The sequence below is a fragment of the Arthrobacter sp. Alg241-R88 genome (assembly GCF_900537115.1).
Taxonomy (GTDB): Bacteria; Actinomycetota; Actinomycetes; order Actinomycetales; family Micrococcaceae; genus Arthrobacter.
In genome coordinates, this window is record NZ_UNRG01000004.1 from 56,083 (window position 1) to 80,655 (window position 24,573).

Annotated in this window: 24 protein-coding genes; 11 read left to right on the forward strand and 13 right to left on the reverse strand. The window is 66.1% G+C overall.

Going from position 1 to position 24,573, the window contains the following annotated elements:
- Window positions 1–7: 7 nt before the first annotated feature.
- On the reverse strand, window positions 8–688 hold the full coding sequence (locus G6R19_RS10965) for a response regulator (protein WP_163164810.1): 681 nt from the start codon (window positions 686–688) through the stop codon (window positions 8–10).
- On the reverse strand, window positions 685–2,262 hold the full coding sequence (locus tag G6R19_RS10970; RefSeq protein ID WP_163165291.1) for a sensor histidine kinase: 1,578 nt from the start codon (window positions 2,260–2,262) through the stop codon (window positions 685–687). Before G6R19_RS10970 ends, G6R19_RS10965 begins: the two co-directional genes overlap by 4 nt.
- A gap of 328 nt (window positions 2,263–2,590) precedes the next feature.
- Between G6R19_RS10970 and G6R19_RS10975 the strand changes: the two genes are divergently transcribed.
- The 4 genes from G6R19_RS10975 to G6R19_RS10990 all read left to right on the forward strand — a co-directional run bounded on the left by G6R19_RS10975 (window position 2,591) and on the right by G6R19_RS10990 (window position 6,213).
- The gene (locus tag G6R19_RS10975) at window positions 2,591–3,601 is read left to right on the forward strand and encodes a tripartite tricarboxylate transporter substrate-binding protein (RefSeq protein ID WP_163164812.1); all 1,011 of its coding nucleotides are present in this window, start codon (window positions 2,591–2,593) and stop codon (window positions 3,599–3,601) included.
- Window positions 3,598–4,101 (forward strand): tripartite tricarboxylate transporter TctB family protein, encoded by a 504-nt coding sequence (locus G6R19_RS10980; protein WP_163164814.1) that lies wholly within the window; start codon window positions 3,598–3,600, stop codon window positions 4,099–4,101. Before G6R19_RS10975 ends, G6R19_RS10980 begins: the two co-directional genes overlap by 4 nt.
- Window positions 4,101–5,705 (forward strand): tripartite tricarboxylate transporter permease, encoded by a 1,605-nt coding sequence (locus tag G6R19_RS10985; RefSeq protein ID WP_163164816.1) that lies wholly within the window; start codon window positions 4,101–4,103, stop codon window positions 5,703–5,705. Before G6R19_RS10980 ends, G6R19_RS10985 begins: the two co-directional genes overlap by 1 nt.
- Window positions 5,706–5,820: 115 nt before the next feature.
- Complete coding sequence (locus G6R19_RS10990) at window positions 5,821–6,213, forward strand: universal stress protein (RefSeq protein ID WP_142043255.1); 393 nt, start codon at window positions 5,821–5,823, stop codon at window positions 6,211–6,213.
- Between the two features lies 1 nt (window position 6,214).
- On the opposite strand, the gene G6R19_RS10995 is transcribed toward G6R19_RS10990, so the two are convergent.
- On the reverse strand, window positions 6,215–7,147 hold the full coding sequence (locus G6R19_RS10995; protein WP_163164818.1) for a fumarylacetoacetate hydrolase family protein: 933 nt from the start codon (window positions 7,145–7,147) through the stop codon (window positions 6,215–6,217).
- Between the two features lie 225 nt (window positions 7,148–7,372).
- On the opposite strand from G6R19_RS10995, the gene G6R19_RS11000 reads away from it, so the two are divergent.
- The gene (locus G6R19_RS11000) at window positions 7,373–7,630 is read left to right on the forward strand and encodes a hypothetical protein (protein ID WP_163164820.1); all 258 of its coding nucleotides are present in this window, start codon (window positions 7,373–7,375) and stop codon (window positions 7,628–7,630) included.
- Window positions 7,631–7,726: 96 nt separating this feature from the next.
- On the opposite strand, the gene G6R19_RS11005 is transcribed toward G6R19_RS11000, so the two are convergent.
- From G6R19_RS11005 to G6R19_RS11020, 4 genes are all read right to left on the reverse strand, one after another.
- Window positions 7,727–7,963, reverse strand: a complete 237-nt coding sequence (locus G6R19_RS11005; RefSeq protein ID WP_163164822.1) for a hypothetical protein — start codon at window positions 7,961–7,963, stop codon at window positions 7,727–7,729.
- Window positions 7,964–8,125: 162 nt separating this feature from the next.
- Window positions 8,126–9,718, reverse strand: coding sequence for a histidine ammonia-lyase (gene hutH / locus G6R19_RS11010; protein ID WP_163164824.1), 1,593 nt, complete (start codon window positions 9,716–9,718; stop codon window positions 8,126–8,128).
- 9 nt (window positions 9,719–9,727) lie between these two features.
- Window positions 9,728–11,446: a urocanate hydratase gene (locus tag G6R19_RS11015; RefSeq protein ID WP_163164826.1), complete on the reverse strand. Its 1,719-nt coding sequence runs from the start codon at window positions 11,444–11,446 to the stop codon at window positions 9,728–9,730.
- A gap of 209 nt (window positions 11,447–11,655) precedes the next feature.
- Complete coding sequence (locus G6R19_RS11020; protein ID WP_205484372.1) at window positions 11,656–12,486, reverse strand: IclR family transcriptional regulator; 831 nt, start codon at window positions 12,484–12,486, stop codon at window positions 11,656–11,658.
- 234 nt (window positions 12,487–12,720) lie between these two features.
- Between G6R19_RS11020 and G6R19_RS11025 the strand changes: the two genes are divergently transcribed.
- A complete protein-coding gene (locus tag G6R19_RS11025) occupies window positions 12,721–13,305 on the forward strand; it encodes a DinB family protein (RefSeq protein ID WP_163164828.1) in 585 nt (194 codons plus the stop codon).
- Window positions 13,306–13,423: 118 nt separating this feature from the next.
- Here G6R19_RS11025 and G6R19_RS11030 read toward each other — a convergent pair whose 3' ends face one another.
- Window positions 13,424–14,395 (reverse strand): NAD(P)-dependent alcohol dehydrogenase, encoded by a 972-nt coding sequence (locus tag G6R19_RS11030; RefSeq protein ID WP_163164830.1) that lies wholly within the window; start codon window positions 14,393–14,395, stop codon window positions 13,424–13,426.
- Window positions 14,396–14,661: 266 nt separating this feature from the next.
- Here G6R19_RS11030 and G6R19_RS11035 point away from each other — a divergent pair, with 266 nt between their 5' ends.
- Both G6R19_RS11035 and G6R19_RS11040 read left to right on the forward strand, forming a co-directional pair.
- Entirely contained in the window at window positions 14,662–16,152 is a 1,491-nt protein-coding gene (locus tag G6R19_RS11035; protein WP_163164832.1) for an amino acid permease, read from the forward strand.
- Window positions 16,153–16,204: 52 nt separating this feature from the next.
- Window positions 16,205–16,840 (forward strand): LysE family translocator, encoded by a 636-nt coding sequence (locus G6R19_RS11040; protein ID WP_163164838.1) that lies wholly within the window; start codon window positions 16,205–16,207, stop codon window positions 16,838–16,840.
- Window positions 16,841–16,872: 32 nt separating this feature from the next.
- On the opposite strand, the gene G6R19_RS11045 is transcribed toward G6R19_RS11040, so the two are convergent.
- Window positions 16,873–17,736, reverse strand: coding sequence for an SDR family oxidoreductase (locus G6R19_RS11045; protein ID WP_163164840.1), 864 nt, complete (start codon window positions 17,734–17,736; stop codon window positions 16,873–16,875).
- 97 nt (window positions 17,737–17,833) lie between these two features.
- On the opposite strand from G6R19_RS11045, the gene G6R19_RS11050 reads away from it, so the two are divergent.
- Entirely contained in the window at window positions 17,834–18,238 is a 405-nt protein-coding gene (locus G6R19_RS11050; RefSeq protein ID WP_163164842.1) for a helix-turn-helix domain-containing protein, read from the forward strand.
- A 233-nt stretch (window positions 18,239–18,471) separates the two neighbouring features.
- Window positions 18,472–18,735 (forward strand): hypothetical protein, encoded by a 264-nt coding sequence (locus G6R19_RS11055; RefSeq protein WP_163164844.1) that lies wholly within the window; start codon window positions 18,472–18,474, stop codon window positions 18,733–18,735.
- Between the two features lie 79 nt (window positions 18,736–18,814).
- On the opposite strand, the gene G6R19_RS11060 is transcribed toward G6R19_RS11055, so the two are convergent.
- Window positions 18,815–19,564 carry a 3-hydroxybutyrate dehydrogenase gene (locus tag G6R19_RS11060; RefSeq protein WP_163164846.1) on the reverse strand — a complete coding sequence of 250 codons (750 nt, stop codon included), beginning with the start codon at window positions 19,562–19,564 and terminating at the stop codon, window positions 18,815–18,817.
- A gap of 94 nt (window positions 19,565–19,658) precedes the next feature.
- On the opposite strand from G6R19_RS11060, the gene G6R19_RS11065 reads away from it, so the two are divergent.
- Window positions 19,659–20,564 (forward strand): LysR family transcriptional regulator, encoded by a 906-nt coding sequence (locus tag G6R19_RS11065; RefSeq protein WP_163164848.1) that lies wholly within the window; start codon window positions 19,659–19,661, stop codon window positions 20,562–20,564.
- Window position 20,565: 1 nt separating this feature from the next.
- On the opposite strand, the gene G6R19_RS11070 is transcribed toward G6R19_RS11065, so the two are convergent.
- The 3 genes from G6R19_RS11070 to G6R19_RS11080 form a co-directional block, all read right to left on the reverse strand.
- Window positions 20,566–21,474, reverse strand: a complete 909-nt coding sequence (locus G6R19_RS11070; protein ID WP_163164850.1) for a fused MFS/spermidine synthase — start codon at window positions 21,472–21,474, stop codon at window positions 20,566–20,568.
- Between the two features lie 61 nt (window positions 21,475–21,535).
- On the reverse strand, window positions 21,536–23,110 hold the full coding sequence (gene rfaE2, locus G6R19_RS11075; RefSeq protein ID WP_163164852.1) for a D-glycero-beta-D-manno-heptose 1-phosphate adenylyltransferase: 1,575 nt from the start codon (window positions 23,108–23,110) through the stop codon (window positions 21,536–21,538).
- A complete protein-coding gene (locus tag G6R19_RS11080) occupies window positions 23,107–24,567 on the reverse strand; it encodes an aldehyde dehydrogenase (protein ID WP_163164854.1) in 1,461 nt (486 codons plus the stop codon). The genes rfaE2 and G6R19_RS11080 overlap by 4 nt, the downstream gene beginning before the upstream one ends.
- Window positions 24,568–24,573 lie beyond the last annotated feature (6 nt).

Genomic DNA, 24,573 nt, shown 5'->3' on the forward strand with positions numbered 1-24,573 from the left:
GTGCCGTTTACTGGCCCTTGAGGACGTAGCGCCGCTCCGGGCGCCCCACCCCGTACTTGAGCCGTACCTCAAGGGTCCCTTCATCATGCAGGTATTCGAGGTACCGGCGGGCGCTGACCCGGGACGTGCCCAGCTGTTCGGCCACCTCGGCCGCGGACAGATCGCCGTCGGCAGCGTTAAGTGTTGCTTCCACGAGCTTGAGCGTCTCGATGCTGCAGCCTTTCGGAAGCGGCCGCCCGCCTTGGGTACCAGCGCCGTCCAGGCCGAACACCCGGTTCACGTCCGACTGCTCCGCCACGTCCTTGGCCGAATCCAGCCCCTGGTACGCGCTCCGGTAATGCTCCAGGCGCTCCTGCAGGTCGGACTGCGAAAACGGCTTGATCAGGTAGTGCACGATCCCGCCGCGCAGGGCCTTACGCACGGTCTCAACCTCGCGGGCCGCGCTGATCACCAGTACATCCAGCTCCGGGGCAACGTCGCGCAGCCGGTGCATCAGGTCCAGCCCGTTGATGTCGGGGAGGTGGATGTCCAGCAGCACAAGGTCCGGCTGCAGCCGTTCCGTTTCAAGCACGGCTTGGGCACCCGTGTGGGCCACCCCCACAACGGAGAACCCGGGGGTCCGCTGGATGAACCCGGCGTGGACCTTGGCCACCATAAAGTCGTCATCGACGATCAGCACCTTGATCATGGCTGCGTTGTACCTCTTTTGAATCGTGCTGTGAAGACTGCCCCGTTGTCATTGGCCACTGTGAGGTCGCCGCCTGACCGCCGGCAGACCACCCGAGAGAGAGCCAGCCCAAAACCGCGGCCGTCTGCCGGTCCTGTTTCCTTGGTGGAGAACCCCTGCCGGAAGATCTCCTCCAGATCCTCGGCCGGGACGCCTGGGCCAGTGTCGCGGACGGTGACGGTGACGTAGTCATCGCTGTCCTCAACCAGCACCCGGACAGTTGCGCCCGGAAGTCCGGTGACGGCGTCGAACGCGTTGTCCACGAGGTTACCCACCACGGTGGTGAGGTCCCGGGACAGATCATCGCTGACCTGGCTCAGGGCGGAGTCGGGATCGAGCTGAAGGGCCACGCCGCGTTCGGCGGCGAGGCTGGACTTGGCGATCAGCAGTGCCGCGAGGGCAGGGTCCTGGATGCGGCTGGTCACTTCATCGTTCAGCCTGGTCCGGTCCACCGTGGCCCCATTGACGAACTGCACCACGGAATCATATTCACCGATCTGGATCAGGCCTGAGATGACGTGCAGCTGGTTGGCGAACTCATGGGCCTGGGCCCGCAGCGTGTCCGTGGCGGTGCGGGTGGCGCCCAGCTCACGTTCCAGCGAGGACAGCTCGGTCCGGTCCCGCAGGGTAGTGACCGAGCCGATGTCCCGGCCGCGGGAGCGGATGGGGACCCGGTTCGCCACCACCAGGCGCTCCCCCACCAGCACCAGCTGGTCCGGGTCCTGCTGCTCGCGGGTCAGGACCACCTTGAGCGCGGGGTCCACGGGCAGGGAGGCGAGCTTCTTGCCCACGCAGTCCTGCGGAAGCCCCAGCAGTATCCGTGCGCTGTCATTGGCCACCGTGATGCGCTCATGGGGATCCAGCGCCACCACGCCTTCCTTCAGGCCATGCACCATGGCCTCCCGGTTTTCCACGAGTCCGGTAATTTCGCTGGGCTCCATGCCGAGGGTCTGCCGTTTGACGCGACGGGCCAGCAGCAGCGACCCGGCCACACCCAGGACGCTCGCGACGCCGAGATAGGTCAGGAGGTTGGGAACCGCGTCGCCCAGCCGCTCCAGGGTGGAGGGGTAGTTGCGGCTGACGGAGGCGATGCCGATCATTTTTCCGGCGTCGTCGAGCACCGGCACATGGGCGGACAGGACGGCGGCACCACTGCCACCCACCACACCCGTCCAAGCCCGGCCTTCCATTACCCTGCTGGGGCCAAGTTCCAGGGGATTGCCCAGCAGGCTTGGATCGGAAGCGGCCACCACCGTCTGGTCCAGCCTTGCCAGCGCCACGTGCGAGGACCCCGACACTGTCCGGACGGATTCGGCCACTGCGGGCAGGGCGGCACCCACCCGCGGTTGCGCGTCGGGCAGCAGAGCCCGTACCGCGGGGTTGTTGCCCAGGGCTTCGGCCGCGGACAGCGCCCGGCGGCCCTCGGTGCGCTCGAAGGCGGCAGCAGACTGCGCAAGAGAGATGGCCACCACCGCCACCAGAACCGCCAGGACGATCAGCAACTGCAGCACAAGGTACTGTCCGGCGAGGGACATTCCTCTTCGTCGAGTCACTGCGTGGATTCCTTTAGTGGTGGTTGAAGTGCCGCGGGCACTGGTGCCCAGGGGCGCGCCGCCCGTCCCCTCCCGGCGTATCGGAACTATACCGCAGGGCATGTGGAAACCAGCGGGGACCGCCGTCGTGCCCGTCCCGGTGCCCTGTTGCCGGAGGCGGGGTGGGACCCCGGAAACGTGAACGCAATGAACTTAACTTTCTCTGCGTACACAAGAGTGATGGCCGTCACGGATGGACCTAGCATCGAAGCACAAGGTCAGGTTCGCTGATCATCCCCGTAGAGCATGCATCACTGAGAAGAGGAACACCATGCGCCAGATCCGCGCATTGCGAGTCGCCGCCGTCGCCGCCGGCATCGCCCTGATGGCCACCGGCTGCGGTGCCACCGGGAAGAGCTCCACCGGTTCGGAAAGCTCCGGCGCCGCTGCAGGCCCCATTACCGGACTGCAGATCATGGTCCCCAACACCCCCGGTGGCGGTTACGACACCACCGCCCGTGCAGCAGCCAAGGTCCTCGACGACGAGAAGATCTCCACCAACACCGAAGTCTTCAACCTCGCCGGTGCCGGCGGCACCGTGGGCCTGGCCCGCGTGGTCAACGAAAAAGGCAACGGCGACCTCGCCATGCTCATGGGCTTGGGCGTCGTTGGCGCCAGCTACACCAACAAGTCGGAGTCGAAGCTGACCGAGACCACTCCGCTGGCACGGCTCATCGAAGAGCCCGGTGCCATCATGGTCAGCAAGGACTCCCCCTACAAGACCATCGATGACCTGGTAACGGCCTGGAAGGCTGATCCCGCTTCCATCTCCGTGGGCGGCGGCTCCTCCCCCGGCGGCCCGGACCACCTCCTGCCGATGCAGCTTGCGGGTGCAGTGGGCATCGACGCGACCAAGGTCAACTTTGTCTCCTACGACGGCGGTGGCGACCTCCTGCCGGCGATCCTCGGCAACAAGCTTGGCTTCGCCGCCTCCGGCGCGGGCGAGTTCCTGCAGCAGATTCAGTCCGGCGAAGTGCGCGTCCTGGCCACCAGCGGCGAAGAGCGGCTTGAGGGTGTGGACGCCCCCACGCTGAAGGAATCCAACATCGACCTGGTGTTCACCAACTGGCGCGGCATCGTGGCACCTCCGGGCATCAGCGACGAGGACAAGGCTTCCCTGATCGCCGCCCTTGAGAAGATGCACGCCACCGAGGGCTGGAAGGAAGCACTGAAGACGCACAGCTGGTCCGACGCCTTCATCACCGGCGACGAGTTCGAAACCTTCCTCACCGACCAGGACAAGCGGGTGGCGGACGTCCTCACCAAGCTTGGGTTGGCGTGAGCTCCCTGATTTCAGGCCTGAAAGGCCGCGCCGAGCTGGGAGTTGCACTCCTGCTCGGCGCGGCCGGCGTCCTGGTCTTCCTGGACGCCAACAGGCTGGTGACCCCGTACTCCCAGTCGGATCCGGTGGGCCCCAAGACCGTTCCGTACATCGTGGCCGGCCTGTTGCTGGTCTGCGCGGTCCTGCTGGCCGTTAACGTCATCCGCGGCGGCCAGGGCGAGGCGGAAGGCGGCGAAGACGTCGACCTCACCCACCCTGCGGACTGGAAGACCATCCTGCCCCTGGCGGGAGCCTTCATCCTGAACATCCTGCTCATCGACTGGGCCGGATGGGTCATCTCCGGCACTGTCCTTTTTTGGGGCAGCGTCCTGGCGCTGGGCAGCCGGCACTACATCCGTGACGGGCTCATCTCCGTGGCACTGTCCCTGCTGACCTTCTACGGCTTTTACCTCGGCCTCGGCATCGCACTGCCCGCCGGACTCCTGGAAGGAATCCTCTGATGGACGTCTGGTCCTCACTGATGGACGGTTTCGCCACCGCCCTCACCCCCATGAACTTCCTCTACGCCGTGATCGGCGTACTCCTGGGCACCGCCGTCGGCGTCCTTCCGGGCCTTGGCCCCGCCATGACTGTGGCACTGCTGCTTCCGGTCACCTACGCCCTGGAACCCACCAGCGCCTTCATTATGTTCGCCGGCATCTACTACGGCGGTATGTACGGCGGCTCCACCACCTCCATCCTGCTGAATACGCCCGGTGAATCGTCGTCGGTGGTGACGGCGATCGAAGGCAACAAGATGGCCAAGGCGGGCCGGGCTGCGCAGGCGCTTGCGACGGCGGCCATCGGCTCGTTCGTCGCCGGCACCATCGGCACCGCCCTGCTTGCCGTCTGCGCGCCGATCGTGGTCCAGTTCGCCGTCAGCCTGGGTGCGCCCAGCTACTTCGCCATCATGGTCCTCGCACTGCTGGCCGTCACCGCGGTCCTGGGATCGTCCCGGCTCCGGGGCTTTGCCTCGCTGGCCCTCGGCCTGGCCATCGGCCTGGTGGGAATCGACTCCGTCACGGGCCAGCGCCGCCTGACCTTCGGCCAGCCGCTGCTGGCGGACGGCCTGGACATTGTTGTGGTGGCCGTGGCCATTTTCGCCGTGGGTGAAGCCCTGTGGGTGGCCGCCCACCTGCGCCGCACCCCGCTGCACGCCATTCCCGTGGGGCAGCCGTGGATGGGCAAGTCCGACTGGAAGCGGTCCTGGAAGCCGTGGTTGCGGGGTACCGCCTTCGGCTTCCCCTTCGGCGCGCTGCCGGCAGGTGGCGCCGAGATCCCCACCTTCCTCTCCTACGTCACCGAGAAGCGCCTCAGCAAACACCCCGAAGAATTCGGCAAGGGCGCCATCGAGGGTGTTGCCGGCCCCGAAGCTGCCAATAACGCCGCCGCCGCCGGCACGCTCACCCCGATGCTGGCGCTCGGCCTGCCCACCAACGCCACGGCCGCGGTGATGCTCGCAGCCTTCACTTCCTACGGCATCCAGCCCGGCCCGCAGCTGTTCTCCAGCCAGGGTCCCCTAGTGTGGGCACTGATCGCCAGCCTGTTCATCGGCAACCTGCTGCTCCTGCTGATCAACCTGCCGCTGGCACCAATGTGGGCCAAGCTCCTGCAGCTCCCCCGGCCGTACCTGTACGCGGGCATCCTGTTCTTTGCCACGCTGGGCGCCTATTCGGTGAACCTGCAGGCATTCGACCTGGTGCTCCTGCTGGTCCTCGGCACACTCGGCTTCATGATGCGGCGGTTCGGCCTTCCCGTCCTGCCGCTCATCCTCGGCGTGATCCTTGGGCCCCGCATCGAAGGCCAGCTCCGGAAGACCCTGCAGCTCAGCGCCGGTGACCCCGCAGGTCTCTTCAGCGAGCCGATCGCCGTCGTTGTTTACATCATCGTGGGGCTCATCCTGCTGTGGCCGCTGCTCTTCAAGCTGTTCCGTAGGACGCGTCCGGCGCCCAAGACCGCGGTCCCCGCCAACTCCGGCGCAACCGTCCCCAGGGAGGTTGGCGGCAGCGTAAGCCACGGCAGCCACCGCGCCGACGGTCCGGCCGACGGCGACGGCGACGGCTGAGAAGCCGTCCTGCAGTTCCTCCCGGCATCAACTACCCTCCCCACGGACCCCCTAACCTCGCAAGCTCGGCCGGGGAACCCTGTCCATGTGGCCCCAGAACAACAAAGGAGACACCATGACCATCGTGGTGGGATACGTCCCGACCCCCGAGGGCGAAGCAGCCCTGACCCAGGCCATCCACGAAGCCCGGAAGAGCAACACCACCCTGCTGGTTATCAACTCGTCCAAGGGCGACGCTCTGGTGGACAACCGCTACGCCCAGGAGCCGGAGATCCAGAGCATCGAGGACCGGCTGGCCACCCAGGGCATCGACCACGTGATCAAGCAGCCGGTCCGTGGCCACGATGCCGCCGCAGAGGTGTTGGATGCCGCAGAGGAGAACAACGCCGAGCTGATCGTGATTGGCCTGCGCCGGCGTACGCCGGTGGGCAAGCTCATCATGGGCAGCGTATCGCAGCGGATTCTGTTGGAGGCGGACTGCCCGGTCCTGGCGGTAAAGGCCGGTTAGGCTAGCGGGACTGCAGCTGCCCCTGCGGCTTTTCCTGTTCCTGCGCCGCAGGCTGCCCGGTCCGGGGCTGCCCTGCACGGTAAAGTTCCTGGCGCTGGCGTCCCAGCCCCTCTACCTCCACCTCGACGACATCGCCCGGCTGGAGGTAGGGGAAGCGGCCGCTCAGCGCCACCCCCTCTGGAGTCCCGGTGAGAATCACATCGCCGGGCTCCAGTCGCATGTACTGGCTGCAGTGGTGGACCAGTGTGGGTGGGTCAAAAATGAGTTCCGACGTGCTGGAGTCCTGCCGCGCTTCCCCGTTAACCCAGCTGCGCAGCCGAAGGTTGCCGCCGTCGGTGTCGTCTGCCGGGACAAGCCATGGGCCCAGCGGCGTTGAACCAGGCAGCGTCTTGCCCTTGGTCCACTGCCCGGCAGCCCCCGGAAGCTGGTACTCCCGCTCGGAGAAGTCGTTGGCCGTGACGTAGCCGGCGATGCACTGCTGTGCCTCGGCCACGGACCCGAGGTAGCTGGCTTCCCTGCCGATCACGATGCCCAGTTCCACCTCCCAGTCATATTTACTGGAGTGCGGCGGCACGGGGGCGGGGTCGTAGGGCCCCGTTACCGTGTTGGCGGGCTTGAGGAACACCACAGGAATTTCCGGTGGTGCCGAGCCGGACTCAGCCGCGTGGGCGGCATAGTTCATGCCGATGCCCACCACTGCTCCCGGGCGTGCCAGTGGTGGCCCGATGCGCAGGGCGGCTGCTTCTGTGAGGACCGGCAAGGTACCTTCATCCAGTGCTTCCCGGATTTTGCCCAGCCCTCCCGCTGCCAGGAAGTCGCCGTCCACATCGCGGGTGAGGGGCAGGAGGCTGAAGTACCGTTCGGATCCGTCTGGGGCTGACACCAGGACGGCCGGCTCCTCATTGCCGGCGTCCCCAAGGCGCATGATCTTCATACAGGAATTCCTTCTTTCTGGAGCCGGATCGCAGGTGGACTACCACCATGGTGGCCGAGGCGGGTTGGCTTCCGCCACCGCACCATTTGTGACTGCACTTCCGCGTGTCTGTAGGGCTTCCCTTGCCCGCCCCTCTGGCTCTTGATAGGGCAGTCATCTGACATTAGGGCGCTCGGCCGGTAGACTGGGCAGGCCCTGGGGGACAAACCACAGAAAGTTCAGTACATGTCTACAGCCACTTTGGAACGCGTTCCGGCATCCGTATCCGCGGAAGAGCCGCTGAACCGGACCATCGACCTGGAGTTTTCCACTGCAGGCGAAATGCACGCTGGCCTGGAAGAGGCCGTTGCCGAGCTGATCGAGGTAGCTGCGAAGGACTCCTCCTGCGGAATCCTGGTTACCCGGCTGCACCCCGGCCGATACACGGTAGCGCTGGATGAATCAGTGCCGTTCGGCGAAACCTACGAGGCCATCGCTGCCTAACAGTTTGCGACAAACGCCTCTGCAGCGCAGCAAACAAAAGTCCCCGCCCTGCGTCAAGCAGCGGCGGGGACTTTTGTTTTGGAAATGCGAAGGCTGTCAGCCGCGGCGTACCTGCACGCCGTCGGACTTCAGAAAAAGCTGCTTCTCAGTTGGACCAGCCGGCACAAGCCACAGAACGTTTCCGCTCTGGGACACTTCTTCCACCTCGCCGGTGGCCACCACATGCGCCTGCTTGATGATCTCGACGCTTTCCCCGGCCTGAAGAGTCCTCCAGTCGGTAACCGCGGCGGAATGGGCATTGCGCCTCGACAGGACTGCCCCACGTGCTTTCATTTGAACTTCTACCCCTTTGTATATGTTCCGCGCCACAGCCTCTTTGATGTGACTTTCACTACACCTTCAGTTCTACTACACTCCCCGTCCGCCTGATGACCGTGTCGCCGGAAATTTCACCAGGCGGACGTTTTGTGCAGAAACGCTGAATAATGTTCGCGCTCAGGCCAAGGCGCCGACGGCCGATTCGGCTGCCCGGCGCACCTCCCCTGCTGCGACAAGGCTGTCCGCCGCCTCCAGCTCCGGTGAAAGGAAACGGTCCGTTCCCGGCCCCTCCACCACAGCGCGAAGCGCAGCGACAACGGCGGCGCCTGCCGGCCCCGGCGTCAGCACGCCACCGGAGAGCTGCGTGCGGATGTCCAGGGCTCGGGCTGACGCCACCAGTTCGATCGCCAGGACCCGCCGCAGGTTCTCCACTGCCTTCCGCAACTTGCGCGCCGCGTGCCAGCCCATGGAGACGTGGTCTTCCTGCATGGCGGAACTCGGGATGGAGTCCACTGATGCGGGAACAGCGAGCCGCTTGTTGTCCGATACCAGGCCTGCCTGCGTGTACTGGGCAATCATGAGCCCGGAGTCGACGCCGGGGTCCGCTGCGAGGAAGGCGGGGAGGCCGTGGGAACGGGCCGGATCCAGCATCCTGTCCGTGCGCCGCTCGGCGATAGAGCTCAGGTCGGCGACGGCGATGGCCAGGAAGTCCAGGACGTAGGCCACCGGAGCGCCATGGAAGTTGCCGTTGGAGCTGACCCGTCCATCGGGCAGGACCACTGGGTTGTCGATGGCGGCGTCCAGCTCACGTGAAGCGACCAGCGCTGCATGGTCCAGCGTGTCCCGGACGGCACCGGCAACCTGCGGGGCGCAGCGGAGCGAGTAGGCGTCCTGTACCCGCGAGTCCCCCACCCGGTGGGAAGCCACAATTGGAGAATCGGACAGCACGCGCAGCATGTTGTCGGCACTTGCGGCCTGCCCCGGGTGCGGGCGCAGCGCGGCGTGAAGTTCCGGCAGGAACACCTGGTCGGTGCCCAGCAATGCCTCGACGCTGAGCGCGGCGGTGATGTCCGCCGTCGTCAGGAGCTGGCGAAGGTCCGCGATGGCCATGAGGAGCATGCCCAGCATGCCTTCCGTGCCGTTGACCAGTGCCAGTCCTTCCTTTTCGGCGAGGGTGACGGGCTCGATGCCATGCTCGGCGAGAAGTTCGGCGACGGCGGGGCGGCCGGCAATGCCGTAGAGCTCGCCGTCGGGCCCTGCTGCTTCACCCTCCCCCATCAGGACCAGGGCGCAGTGGGACAGCGGGGCGAGGTCGCCGGAGCAGCCCAGGGAACCGAATTCGCGGACCAGGGGCGTGATGCCGGCGTTGAGCACGTCCACCATGGTCTGCAGGACCACGGGGCGGACACCGGTGCGGCCGGAGGCGAGGGTCTTGGCGCGCAGGAACATGATGCCGCGCACCACTTCACGTTCCACGGCCGGCCCCATGCCGGCGGCGTGGCTGCGGATCAGGCTCTTCTGCAACTGCGTGCGCAGTTCGTTGGGGATGTGGCGGTTGGCCAGGGCGCCGAAGCCGGTGGAGATTCCGTATGCCGGGACGTCGCTGGCAGCCAGGTCGTCGATGTGTGCCCGGACCTTGGCAGCGGTTTCCAGCGCTTCCGGGGAGATGGCGACCTTGGCGTTGTGGCGCGCGACGGCGACGACGTCCTCGGGCGTGACCCCGCTGGACCCGAGGGTGACGGTCAGCGGTTCGTGGGTTGTGAGTGTCACTTGTGGTTCCTACTTCTTTGCTTCTACGGAATCTGCTGATTCCTTCATGGGGATGCGGACGCCGCGTTCCTTGGCGACGTCGAGGGCGCGGTCGTAGCCGGCGTCGGCGTGACGGATGACGCCCATGCCGGGGTCATTGGTGAGGAGGCGCTCAAGTTTTTGGGCAGCGAGGTCCGTGCCGTCGGCCACGGAGACCTGGCCGGCGTGGATGGACCGGCCGATGCCCACGCCGCCGCCATGGTGCAGGGATACCCAGGTGGCGCCGGAGGCGGTGTTGAGCAGGGCGTTCAGCAGGGGCCAGTCGGCGATGGCGTCCGAACCGTCCGCCATGGCCTCGGTTTCGCGGTACGGGGAGGCGACGGAGCCGGAGTCCAGGTGGTCGCGGCCGATCACGATGGGGGCCTTCACCTTGCCTTCCTTGACGAGCTGGTTGAACAGGAGACCGGCCTTGTGGCGTTCGCCGTAGCCGAGCCAACAAATCCGGGCAGGCAGGCCTTCGAACTCCACCCGCTCCTGGGCGGCGTCGATCCAGCGGTGCAGGTGCTTGTTCTCGGGGAAGAGTTCCTTGATGGCCTCATCGGTGACCCGGATGTCCTCGGGGTCACCAGAGAGCGCGACCCAGCGGAAGGGCCCAAGGCCCTCGCAGAACAGTGGCCTGATATAGGCGGGAACGAAGCCGGGGAACTCGAACGCCCGGGTGTAGCCGCCCTTGCGGGCTTCGTCCCGGATGGAGTTGCCGTAGTCGAAGACCTCCGCGCCCGCGTCCTGGAATTCCACCATCGCCTGGACGTGGCGTGCCATCGAGGCCTGGGCCTTTTTGGTGAAGCCTTCGGGGTCTGCTTCGGCTTCGCGGTGCCACTCCTCCACCGAGATGCCCTCGGGCAGGTAGGACAGCGGATCGTGCGCGGAGGTCTGGTCGGTGACGATGTCCACCGTGAGCTCCCCGGCCTTGTGGCGGCGCAGGATTTCGGGGAAGACCTCGGCCGCGTTGCCCACGTAGCCCACGGACCAGCCACGGCGCTCTTCCTTGGCCTTGAGCACCTTGGCGATGGCGGCGTCGAGGTCTGTTTCCACTTCGTCGAGGTAGCGCTTGCCGGCGCGGCGGCGCAGGCGGGTTTGGTCGACGTCGACTATCAGGCAGGCGCCGTCGTTCAGGGTAACGGCCAGCGGCTGGGCGCCGCCCATGCCGCCGCAGCCGCCGGTGAGGGTGAGGGTGCCGGCCAAGGTACCGTTTTCGTCGCCGGTCAGTTTGCGGGCGATGGCGGCGAACGTCTCGAAGGTGCCCTGCAGGATCCCCTGGGTGCCGATGTAGATCCAGGAACCTGCGGTCATCTGGCCGTACATCATCAGGCCCTCGGCCTCGAGCCGGCGGAATTCGGGCCAGGTGGCCCAGTCGCCCACCAGGTTGGAGTTCGCCAGCAGGACCCGGGGCGCCCACTCATTGGTGCGGAACACGCCCACCGGCTTGCCCGACTGGACCAGCAGGGTCTCGTCCTTTTCCATGGTCTCCAGGGTGCGGGTGATGGCATCGAACGCTGCCCAGGAGCGGACGGCGCGGCCGGTGCCGCCGTAGACCACCAGGTCATCCGGGCGCTCGGCCACCTCGGGGTCCAGGTTATTCATAAGCATGCGCAGCGGGGCTTCCGTCTGCCAGGACTTGGCGGTGAGCTCGGTGCCGCGGGCTGCTTTGACCGGGCGGGCACCGGTGGTGAAATCGGCGGGTGCCATGGTTGGCTCCTTTTCGTCTGGTGTCTGTGGTGTGAAAGAGGTTCTGTATCAACTAAAGCCCTTGGCGGGCGGGCTTTACAGAGGTTTCAGGGGGGTGGTGTCCGGTATTCCAGACGATCCCACCCCTCCCGTTGCGCCATCACTTTTGGTTGCCAAAAGCCCCGGTTGGGGACCATAGGTGATAGGGCAAAAGCGGGGAGCGGGGGCGGTTACTTTCCGGGGCGGCCGTGAAGCCGGACGGACAGTTCGTCCGCTACCTTTTGGACCCGGCCAGCCAGCACCGGCCATTCCTGCGGGGGCAATTTGTCCTCAAGGAACGTCACGGCGACTGCCGCCGTCGGCCATCCCAGGTGGTCGGTGACGGCGGCGGCGATGGAGCCAAAACCGGGTGTGACCTCGCCGTGTTCGGTGGCGTAGCCGCGCTGCCTCACCTGGTCCAGGTGCGAGGACAATGCCGAGTACTTCATGATGGCGCCCTCCACCTCGTGCCGGGCGGTAAAGGCTGCGGCGTTCGGGTACAGCGCGCGCACCTGGGACTTCGGCAGGGCCGCGAGGATGGCCCGCCCGCTGGCGGTGAGGTGGCTGGGGAGCCGGACGCCGACGTCGGTCACCAGGGACGGGCGGTTCTTGGCCCGCTCCTCCACGATGTAGAGCACATCCCGGCCGTGCAGCACCGCCAGGTGTGCACTTTCTCCAAGGGCATCCACGAGGGAAGCCAGCAGTGGCCGGCCGAGCCGGGACAGTGGCTCCTGCCGGGAGTACGCGGAACTGAGCTCGAAGGCGCTGATGCCGAGTCCGTACCGTTGCTCCTCATGGAGGTGGAGCACAAAACCATTTGCCTCCATGACGCCCAGCAGGTGGTAAACACTTGAGCGGGGCAGGCCAAGGGAAGACGCAATTTGCGACGCCGCCATCGGCCCCCGGCGGGAAGCCAGCAGTTTCAGGATGCGCAGCGTGTTCTCGGCTGCCGGAACCTTCGACGCCACCCTTGATGCCGCCCTCGGTTCGCTGACCGCCTGCGGGCTTGCTTCTGTAGCCAACACCGGAATCTCCTTAGTTCCTCGCGGGATCTCCCGCTGCTATCCGGGATCCCGTACTTAAGCATGCGCCTCTGCCGGTTCTCGATTGCCATCTTGGACGCTCATCCTGTCTGGAGTACCAGACAGGAGCGAGGGAACGACCAGCCAGGTGTGTCGGGGCGCGTTGCGCATTGTTAGGGGCCACTCCTGGATGCCCGGGCCGTTGGCAAGACTTGCCTTGGGTATGCTCCCGCTATGGACGAAAAAGAGAGACTGCATCACTATCTGCGCGTCAGGCGGGACAATCTCCTGGGCAAGCTGGATGGCCTGAGCGAATACGACCTCCGCCGCCCGCTGACGCCTACCGGCACCAATCTGCTGGGCCTGGTGAAGCATGTGGCAAGCGTTGAGCTCGGTTACTTCGGTGAGGTTTTCGGCCGGCCCAGCGGACGCCACCTCCCCTGGCTGGATGACGATGCAAGCCCCGACGCCGACATGTGGGCGGCGGCCGGTGAATCCACGGACTTCATCATTGAACTGCACCGGTTTGCCGCTGCCCACAGTGATGCGACCATCGAGGCACTGCCGTTGGATGCTCCGGGTGTAGTGCCATGGTGGCCGGAGGAGCGGCGCCACGTCACCCTGCACCAGATTTTGGTCCATATGGTTGCAGAGCGGGCGCAACACCTGGGCCACGCCGACATCCTGCGCGAACTCATCGACGGCAGCGCCGGCCAACGGCCCGGAGATTCGAACCTGACCGTTCGGAGCGCGGAAGAATGGGCGGCCCACCGCGCCTCGATCGAGGCTGCCGCGCGAGCTGCGTCCAGCACTGAATAACGTCCCTTGGACAGAACAGGCACGCTGAAATATACGCTGGGCTTCAAACGTGGAGGACTGATTCCGGCGTCAGGAACAGCTCCCAGTCCGGCGTGAGCGCGGCAAGCTCGCCGTCCGTTCAGATCGTGACTACAACCTTGCCGCGGCTGCGCCCCTCGTGCAGGTACCTAATGGCGGCGGGAGCTTCAGCAAGGGGAAAAACCCTATCAACGGCAGGCTTCACGCGGCCGGCTTCGATCAGCGATGTGAGGGCTTCGAGATCCAGGTACGTTTCCTTCGAAACCAGCCCCTTGAATTTCTGCCCCGAGAACACTGAAGCAAACGGTGCGCCAAGGGACCGCTCAAAGCCGCCGGTCAGCTTGCCACCCCCTTCGCCTCCCACGATCACCAACGTGCCCTTCGGCGCCAGAACCCGCCGCAGGACGGACAGCGGGCGGTTGCCGGCCGTGTCCAGGATGACGTCGTACAGGACCCCGGATCCGGCAATATCGGACTTGGTGTAATCGATGACTGCATCAGCGCCAAGGGACCGGACCAGCTCCACCTTGCGGGTACTGCACACTCCCGTGACTTCTGCTCCAAAGGCCTTGGCCAGTTGGACCGCAAAGGAGCCAACTCCCCCGCCGGCTCCGATGATAAGCACCTTTTGGCCCACGGTGACCCCGCCGGCATCCCGGACAGCCTGCAGGGCGGTGACACCGGAGATGGGTGCAGCAGCCGCTTCCTCAAACGAGAGGTTCGCGGGCTTCCGGGCCACCTTGTCCGCCTTCGCGCAGACGTACTCCGCGAAGGATCCGTCGCACGTTCCATAGACCTCATCACCGGCAGAGAAGCGGGTTACTCCGGCACCGACGGCCTCCACAATGCCCGCCACCTCCCGGCCCCGCACGGGAACCTTGGGCCTCTTCAAGCCGTAACCGAAGAGCCGGATCAGATACGGCAGCCCGGTCATCAGGTGCCACACGCCCTGGTCAACGCCTGCCGCCCTCACGCGGATCAGTACCTCACCCCCGCGGGGCACTGGCGCGGCGATATCCCGCAGTTCGAGTACGTCGGCCGGTCCATAAACGTCCTGCACGATGGCTTTCATGGTCAATCTCCTTCAGGCTGCGGGTACTTGACCCCGTCCTCAAGCAGTTTCCGTCCAGCGTCATTCGCCGGGCTCAACAGCGGGCCCCTCAAACTAAGGAAAACCCCGCCATTGAGTCAAGGGTTGCACCGCGCGGAAACCGGAAAAGCTGAAACAGCACGTCGTCTGAAATCAAAGACACCAACGCCCCGTGAGACTCATCACGCCGCTTCCGAAAGTGGTCTGCTGGTTAGCGGCTCCCCTCCCAAAGACGAGAAGGTATTTGTATGCAACCACCACCCAGCCCTACCCGGACCAAAAGTCCGGCCGGACAACAGGCGGCCGCAGCCGCCGTCGGAAGCGTCCTCAACCGCGGACTGAACGTGCGCCACATCCGGTTCATGGCCCTGGGCTCCGCGATCGGCACAGGCCTCTTCTATGGTTCCGCCTCCGCAATCCAGAAAGCCGGACCAGCGGTCCTGCTGGCTTACGTCATTGGCGGCGCGGCAGTGTTTATGGTGATGCGGGCCTTGGGCGAGATGGCCGTGCGGCATCCGGTCTCCGGCTCCTTTGGCCAGTATGCGAGCCGCTACCTTGGTCCTCTGGCAGGCTTCGTCACCGGCTGGACCTATGTCTTCGAAATGGCCATCGTTGCCATCGCGGATGTGACAGCCTTCAGTATCTACATGGGCTTCTGGTTCCCCCAGGTGGAGCGCTGGGTCTGGATTCTGGCCATCATCTTCTTCCTCGCCGCGTTGAACCTCCTCAGCGTCAAGGTCTTCGGCGAGCTGGAGTTTTGGTTCTCGCTGATCAAGGTAGTGGCCATCATCGCCATGATCGCCGGCGGCGCAGCCATTATCGGGTTCGGCTTCCAGGCCGGCGGCTCAGGTGTTGCCCCGGGCCTTGGGAACCTTGTGGACCATGGCGGATTCTTCCCGTTCGGCTTCGAAGGCCTGCTGGCATCCTTCGCGGTGGTGATGTTCGCGTTTGGCGGTATCGAGACGCTGGGCATTACGGCGGGTGAGGCCGCGGACCCGAAGACTGTCATCCCCAAGGCAGTCAATACCGTCCCGGTGCGCGTCCTGCTGTTCTACGTTTTGACCCTCGGAGTGCTCATGAGCCTCTTCCCATGGAATGAAATCGGCAGCAACGGCAGCCCCTTCGTGCAGATCTTCAGCGGGCTTGGCATCCCGGCAGCGCCGCACATCCTGAACGCCGTGGTGATCACGGCGGCCCTCTCCGCCATCAACAGCGACATCTTCGGCGCCGGCCGCATCCTCTTCGGGCTCTCCCGGCAAGGCCACGCTCCCGCCGCCTTCGGCAAGGTTTCCAGGCACGGGGTGCCCTGGATGACCGTAGTGATGATGGCCGGGATCCTCCTTGTCGGAGTCATCCTGAACGCCGTAATTCCTGAGAACGTCTTCATCCTCATCTCCTCGATCGCCACGTTTGCCACAGTCTGGGTGTGGGTCATGATCCTGGCCTCCCATGTGGCCATGAAGCGGGAAATCGCGCGTACCGGCCTGCCGGCGTCGGAATTCCCGTCGCCTTTTTGGCCCGCGGCGTCCCTCCTCACTATTGCCTTCATGGCGCTGGTGATCGCCGTGCTGGGCGCATTCGAGGACACCAGGATCGCGCTCTACGTTGGCGGGGCCTGGCTGGCGCTTCTGGTCCTTGCCTACGGCCTGTGGGTCAAGGGTGACGGACGACGACGTGCCGACCTCGTGGACGAGACCTCGCCCCTGCCGGTGGTCACCGCAGTCCCCGGCAGCAAGTAAGTATCAGGACTCCGGGAGGCTAAACCATTGCCTGCCGGAGCTAAGATCAGGCATGGTTCCACTCTCGAACCTGCTGGCCTTTGCGCTTGCAGCCGTGATCCTCATCGCAGTGCCGGGCCCGAGCGTTTTGTTCGTGATTGGGCGGTCGCTGGCACTCGGGTGGAAGGGCGGCGTCCTCACCGTCCTTGGCAACGCGGCCGGGCAGTTGGTGCAAGTGGCGGCCGTGGCGTTGGGGGTGGGCATGGTTGTTGCCCAGTCCGTGCTCCTCTTCAGTGTGGTCAAGCTGGCGGGCGCCGCCTACCTGATCTATCTGGGCATCAAAGCCATTCGACACCGGCGGAGCCACCACTCCATGGAGGCCCGGCCCGTAGACGCACGCCCGCTGCGGCTGGTTGCTGAGGGCTTGGTGGTAGGCGTAACCAACCCCAAGTCAGTGGTGTTCTTCGTGGCCGTGCTGCCGCAGTTTGTCCACTACCCGTCAGGCGCCATCCCGTTCCAGTTGGCGCTGCTGGGGGTGGTGTTCCTGGTCATCGCACTGGTCTCGGACAGCCTGTGGGCAATAGCAGCAGGTTCCGCCCGCCAATGGTTTGCCCGGTCGCCCCGCCGGGTCTCAGCCATGGAGGCAACCGGCGGGGCGATCATGATCGGCCTGGGCGGGACCTTGGCGCTCACCGGCACCAAGTCCTAGTTGCCCGTAGGCAGCTCGCAGGCGGGGTGCTGCTACGCAGTGGCAGCGGCTGAACGAACCGCCTCTGCCAACGACGTGGCCGGGCGCCCAATCAGCTTTCGCAGGTCGCCCGAGCTCACCAGGAGGTCACCGCGGGCGATGCCCAGGTCGGAGTCGGCGAGGATCTCCGCGAACGCCTCCGGAACTCCGAAGCCGGTCAACATTCCGGCGTATTCCTGCGGCGGGAGGTCCTGGTAGGAAACGTGCGTGCCGGCCGCGGCGCTGATCTCGGCCGCAAGCTCAGCCATGGTGAACGGTTCATCGCCGCCCAGCTCGTAGATCCTGCCGGCCTGGTCGTTGGCAACCAGCACTGCAGCAGCCGCGTTGGCGTAGTCTGCGCGGGAAGCTGCGCTGACACGCCCTTCTCCCGCGCTGCCTGCGATGGCGCCCTGCGCGAGCGTGCCGGGCAGCTGGTCGGTGTAGTTCTCGAGGTACCAGCCATTGCGCAGCAGGACGAACGGAACGCCGGATTCCTGCAGGATGGCCTCCGTTGCCTGGTGCTCGGCTGCCAGCTTCATCCCGGTGGTGTCGGCGTTCGCGATGCTGGTGTACGCCACCAGCTCAACGCCCTCAGCCTTCGCCGCCTCAATGACGGTACGGTGCTGCTCCACCCGCTGCCCAACCTCGCTGCCCGAGATGAGGAGCACCTTGCGGGCGCCCTTCAAGGCCTCGGCGACGGACGCTGCATCGGAGTAGTCCATTGTCCTAACCTGGACGCCGCGTCCGGCAAGGTCTGCGATCTTTTCGACGGAACGGCCCGCGGCCACGATCTCCCCGGCGGGAACGTTCCGCTCCAGCAGGGCCTCGACGACGTGGCGGCCCAGTTGTCCGGTTGCTCCGGTGATAACGATGCTCATGATTTTCCTTTCATTCGGGGTCTGTCAGGGAGCACAACCACGCCCTTCCCCGATTACTTCCCGAAAGAGAGTACGCACTTTCAGGTAAGGTACTTACATGAAAGTTAGTGCCCAAGAGTTTACCGCCTCCGCAGCACCCCTTCCCGCCGCCCTTCCCGCCGCCCTTGCCGACGGCGTTTTCCCGGCCGGCTGCCCCAGCCGCACCGTCCTGGATCACATCACCAGCAAATGGGGTGTACTGATACTGCTGGCACTGTCCGAAGGCGAGCAGCGCTGGAGCGACTTGCGGCGGCGGGCAGAGGGCATCAGCGAGAAGATGCTGGCCCAAACCCTCAAGACCCTGGAGCGGGATGGCCTCGTCACGCGGACGGCCCAGCCCGTCATTCCGCCGCGGGTGGATTACAGCCTGACCGGGCGCGGCTATGAGCTGAGCGCGCTGCTCGTTCCGTTGGTGGCGTGGGCCTTCGAGAACGCTGACGACATCATCAAAGGGCAGCCTTGACCGAATAGCCGGAGCAACCCGAAGGGTTTACCAGGCACTCCTCAGGTAACCAACCGGAGCGAGTATGGGGGCCTCAGAAAAACGAGTACATGTTACTGGTGTGACTGATGTGAATAGCGCATAGCTTTGGCGTAAGGTGCCAGCCGGAATGGGAGGGCCGTCCTCCGCTGGGAGCGTTCCGGATTACCTGCACCGCCAGTGGGCGGCTTGCCGCCCGCAAGGAGTTGGTACGCATGGTCAAACCTCTTGTCCAGGACCTGTCCAGCATGGGACAGCCGGTAACCTTGGCCTCCGCCGCGGCGCAAACGTGGAGCCGCGTCGTGAAGCCCTTCGCCCCACGGTCCCCCTACAGGATCGGTGACGCAGTAGTGGCAGACGATCCCTTCAAGGGCCGCCGTGAGGGAGTGGTGGTGTTCCTGCAGGGCTTGTCCGCGGGGGTGGACACCGCCGAGGGCGTCTTCTTCTACGACCACCGGCAGCTCAAAAAGCTGGATTGAGTTTTTGTCCAGATATGCAGACTTCAGCGGCGTTCAGCCCTGCATATCTGGACAAAAACTCCGTGCCTCCAGGGCGGAACTACCGCGCCGACCAGCCGCCGTCCATGGTGTAGCTGGCGCCGGTCACCATGCCGGCGTGGTCCGAGGCCAGCCAGGCGACCAGGGACGCGACTTCCTCAGGCTCCACCAGCCGCTTGATGGCCGACTCGGTGAGCATGACCTTGGCCAGCACCTCGGACTCCGGGATGCCGTGCACCTGGGCCTGGTCCGCGAGCTGCTTCTCCACCAGGGGCGTGCGCACATATCCCGGGTTGATGCAGTTGGAGGTCACCCCGTGGTCCCCGCCTTCGAGCGCTGTGACCTTGCTCAGCCCTTCCAAGCCGTGCTTTGCCGAAACATAGGCGCTCTTGAACGGCGAGGCCCGGATGCCGTGCACGGAGGACAGGTTGATGATCCGGCCGAACCCGCTGGTGTACATGTGCGGCAGGGCAGCCCGGATCAACAGGAACGGCGCCTCCAGCATCAGGGCGATGATCCGGCGGAACTCCACCGGGTCGAATTCCTCAATGGGACTGATGCGCTGGATCCCGGCGTTGTTCACCAGGATGTCGCAGTCCAGGCTCAGGGTGGCGAGCGAGTCAACGTCCAGCAGGTCAACAGCCCAGGAGGTGCCGCCCACCTCGTCGGCGAGCTCGGCGGCACCGTCGGCGTCGACGTCGGCCACCACCACTTTCGCTCCACGGGCGGCCAGTTCCCGGACGCAGGCGGCGCCGATGCCGCTTGCACCGCCGGTGACCAATGCCTTGCGGCCATTCAAAGTGTTTTCCATAGCAATCCCCTCGGGTGTTTCCCACTGAGTATTACTGCACAGACATGCACCTTCAATGACTAATCAAGCACCAAGTGCATGCAGAATTGCAGATATGAAAGCAAACCCCGATGACTTGCTCGTACTCCTCGCGGTTTCCCGCTCCGCCAAGTACACAACGGCGGCCCAGGCCTTGGGGCTCAACCACACCACCGTCTCGCGCCGGATAGCAGCCCTTGAGAAGGCGCTCGGCGGCCGGGTCCTGGCGCGTGCCACCGGCGGGTGGGAACTGACTGACCTCGGAACCCGGGCCGTGCAGGTCGCCGAACAGGTGGAAGCGGTGGTGGGCACGCTGGGAGCGGCCGGGAAGGCACCTGACCCGATTACCGGCGTCGTCCGTATGACGGCGACGGATGGCTTCAGCGCCTATATCGCCGCCCCTGCCGTCGCCCGGCTGCGCCGTGATCATCCGGGGCTGAGCGTTGAGGTGGTGACCATGACCCGGCGGGCACTGCAGCAGCGCTCCGGACTGGACATTGAAGTGGTGGTGGGCGAACCGCAGGTGCACCGGGCCGAGGCGGTGCGGCTGGGTGACTACATGCTGGGCATGTATGCCTCGCGCGCCTACCTGGAGGAGCACGGCACGCCCGCCACCGTGGCCGAACTCAACGAACACCCGCTGGTCTACTTCGTTGATTCCATGTTGCAGGTGGATGACCTTGACGCGCCCCGCCGCCTGGTCCCGGGGATGCGCGACGGCCTCACCTCCACCAACGTCTTTGTCCACGTGGAGGCAACCCGCGCCGGGGCCGGCATCGGTTTCCTGCCCTGCTTTATGGGCGACCTCCACGATGACCTGGTCCGCCTGCTGCCCTCAGAGATCGCCGAGTTGCTGCCGTACTGGATGGTGCTCCGGCCGGACTCGCTGCGGCGGCCTGCGGTGGCGGCGGTAGTGCACGCGCTGCGGAAACAAATGGCGGAGCACCGGGAAAAGCTGCTGGGCCGGGGTTCCGGTAATTGAGCTAGTTACCGGGCGGGTCGTGCCGCACCGGTGATCCGGCCGCAAAGGCCCGCACCTGGGAGTCGTCCCACAGGTGTGCCGGAACGGCGCCGCCCAGGAGCCGGCGCGCAAGTTGGGGGTCGTCAGCGAACGGGGTATCGCTGCCGGCCATGACCATGTTTCCGTAGCGGCGCCCCTTCAACATGGCCGGGTCCGCGAGGATCAGGGTGTGCTTAAAGGCAGCCGCGATGGTGGCGGCGTCCTGCCTGGCGTTCCTCAGGTCCGGCGCATCCCCGGAGTTCACCACGTACAGCCCGCCGGGCGCGAGGACCCGCCTGACATGCCGGGTGAACTCGGCTGTGGTCAGCGGGCGCGGGGTCAAAGCACCGGCGAAAACGTCCCGGATGATGAAGTCCCGTGTCTCGGCAGTCAGGGTCTCGGTGACCTCGCGGGCCTCCCCTACCCGCAGGCGAAGCAGCGGCGCCTTGGGCAGGTCGAACCAGCCGCGGACGTACTCGGCCAGCTTGCCGTCCAGCTCCACCACCACCTGCCGGGCGTCCGGATAGACAGCGTGGAAGTAGCGGGCCAGCGAGCAGGCGCCGCCGCCCAGGTGCAGGCCGCGGAGCTTCGGCTTGGTTTCCGACGTTCCCGACGGCGGCCAGCGCGACTCGATCAGCGCGGCCATCCAGCGCATGTACTCGAAGTCCAGGAACAGCGGGTCGGCGAGGTCGATGTGGGAACTCATCACGCCGTTGATCTTCAGGAGCCAGCCGGTGGAGTTGTCCTGGTCCGCGATCAGCTCGCAGTCCCCCGTGTCAATGTAATAGACGCCTTCAACTGGCCCGCTGGGCCGGGCTCCAGCGGGAACCTCCACCACTCCCGCCACCGGGCGCATGCCGTTCCGGCCACCAGACCTGCCGCGTTTTGCCATTACCCGTGCCGCGCTTCCGTCATACTGCAACCCTAATTGGTGCATCCCGGCACTCCGCACCTCAGTTGCCAGGCACAGCCCCTTCGCCCTCCCGGATCCGCTTGACCACGGCAGTGGTGGACCGTTCTGCCACGTAGTCCAGGATGGCCACCCGGCCGCCGTACTCCTCCACTGCCGGCGTCTCGGCGAGCATTTCCGGGGTGTAGTCCCCGCCCTTGGCATAAACCTCGGGCCGGAGCTGCGCTATGAGCGGGGCCGCGGTGGGAGTGTCAAAGACGGTCACGTAGTCCACGCAGCTCAGTGCCGCCACCACCGCGGCGCGGTCCGCCACCCCGTTGATGGGGCGGCCTGCTCCCTTAAGCTTGCGGACCGAATCGTCGCTGTTAAGTGCCACCACCAGCACGTCCCCCAGCTGTTTCGCCTGGTTGAGGTAGCGGGTGTGGCCGCTGTGCAGCACGTCGAAGCAGCCGTTGGTCAGCACGATGCGCTGGCCCTGGGCACGGTGCAGCTCCAACTGCCGTTGCAGCTCGTCCGCACCCAGGGCAGTGTCGGCGAAGGCCTTGAGGTACCGGCTGAGCTGGCCTGTACTGCAAACGGACGTGCCCGGCTGGTGCACCACCACGTCCGCGGCCGACTGCGCCAGGTCCAGGCTCGCCGTCAACGGCAGCCCGGCAGCGCGCGCCAGGGTCAGCGCCGCCACGAACGTGTCGCCTGCACCGGAGGCCTGCTTTTCCGCGGCCGGGCGGGCCCACGTTCGGTGCGTCACGCCGTCGGGCCTTAGCAGGACGGTGCCGTCGCGGTCCAGGGTGACCACCACGGCCCCTGCGCCCGTGGCTTCCAGCAGGGCATCGGCGTGTTTGCTTACCTCGGCCACCCTGTCCTGCCCGTCGGGAAGCCGCAGGTCCAGCATGCGCGCGGTTTCCTGCGCATTCGGGGTTACCAGGTCCGGGCGGAGCGGCGCCCAGGGCCGGGGGTCGTGCGAATCGACCACCAGCAGCGGACGGTCCCCGCCGGCAGCGGGGCCGGCGAGGGCATCCACCAGGCTGGCCCGGACCGGATCCGCCAGCACCCCGTTGCCGTAGTCGCAGACCAGCACGGCGTCCTGCTCTTCGACGGCGACACGGACGGAAGCAGCCAGCGCGGCCAGCGCCTCGGCCGGCACCGCCTTGGCGGAGTCGTCGATGCGGAGCATCACCTGCCCGCCGCTGCTGATGCGGATCTTGGTGGTGGTCACCATGTCCGGGTGGCTGTGCAGATGGCTGACATCGATGCCTGCGTGCACCAGCTGGCTGCGCAGGTCTACGCCGGCATCGTCGGTTCCGATGATGCCGGCCACGGAGACCCGGGCACCGAGGGCTGCCAGGTTCATGGCGGTATTGGCGGCTCCGCCGGGAACGGACTCCCGGGTTTGCACGTCCACCACCGGAGCAGGGGCTTCCCGGCACAGCCGTTCGATGCTGCCGCTCCACCAGCCGTCCAGCATCAGGTCGCCGATTACCAGGATCGCCGGCTCTTCCGCGGCCAATCGCCCTGGCAGCCATTCGGAGAGCGCCCGCTGGCTGGAAAGGTCCACGTCGGCAGGCTCAACCGGGAGGCCTGCAGTTTCGGCGGGCAGGTTCTCTGGTGACAGACTCATAACTCGTCCTGCTGTTCAGCCGCGGATTCCGCATCCGCCGCCGGGTCATGGGCTGCAGCCGGCGGCGCGGCAATGTGCACCACCTTGACCCGGCTGAACTCGTCCAGGAGTTCCGGGCCGTAGCCGAAACCCGCGCCGCTTTCGCCGCGCGGCTGGGCAGCACCGCCGGGTGCGCCACCGAAGACTTCGTTGATCTTCACCGTTCCCACCGGGAGGGCAGCGACTGCCCGCTGGATGTGGGCGATGTTGTTGCTGAGGACGGTGGCGGCCAGGCCGTACCTGCCGCTGCATGCCAGGCGGAGCCCGTCGTCGAACGATTTCACCACCTGCACGGGGGCAACCGGTCCAAAGGTTTCCTCCGTCATGACCTGCATCCGGTCCGTGCATTCCAGCAGCACGGTGGCGGGGTAGAAGGAGCCCGGGCCGTCCGGGAGGGCACCGCCCTCGACGGCGTGCGCACCCTGGTTCAAGGCGTCGCGCACCTGGGCGTGGACCTCGTCGCGCATCCTTCGATCCACCAGCGGGGCCACCGTCCCGTTGCCGTTGCGCATCGCTGCTTCGGTTTCCAAGGCTGCACAGAACTCTGCGGCGATATCCTCATGGACGTAAATCCGCTCAACGGCCACGCAGATCTGGCCGCTGTTGCTGAAGGCACCAATCGCGGCCTGCTCGGCAGCCCATAGCGGGTCAACGTCCCGATCCACCAGTAGCGGATCATTTCCGCCGTTCTCCCGGATGACGTGGGCTCCCGTCAGCGCTCCGGCCCTGGCGATCCGCGCGCCGGCAGCACTGGAGCCCACGTGCGCGATGACGTCCACCCCGGACTGTGCCAGAAGTGCACCAACGCCGGCGCCGCCCGAAATCGTCTGGAAAACGCCGGGCGGAAAGGCTGGCGCCAGGACGTCGCCCAGGGCCTCACCCAGCCGCGGGCAACGCTCGCTTGGTTTGTGCACCACGGTGTTGCCGGTGGCCAGCGCGGCGCCGATCAGGCCGCATGCCACCGCAACAGGATCGTTCCAGGGGGTCAGCAGGACGGCCACGCCGCGGGGCTCGGCCACGGTGTAATCGGAGGCGAGCCGGTTGCCCCGCAGGCTGTGCCCGCGGTGGACGGGCCCCAGCTCCGCGTACTGTTCCAGCGTGGAAACCCCTGCGCCGATGCCGGCGAGCGATTCCTCCACCGGCCGCCCCGTTTCACTGGCGTTGAGTTCCGCGAGCTCCGGGACTGCTGCAGCGAGCGCTTTTGCCGCAGCACGCAGTGCCGCACCCCGCTCGGCCGGCGCAGTGGAAGCCCAGTCAGCAGCAGCGCTCCGGGCCACCTCTACCGCCTGGGATACTGCTTCCGGTTCGGCCTCCGGCACAGTCCAAAGGACGTCACCGGTTCGTGGGTTCCGGATGGTGATGCCGTTGCTGTCGGCGGCTTCCGGGCGTGCAGTCGTTTCTGTGGCAATGCTGGGCATGAGATT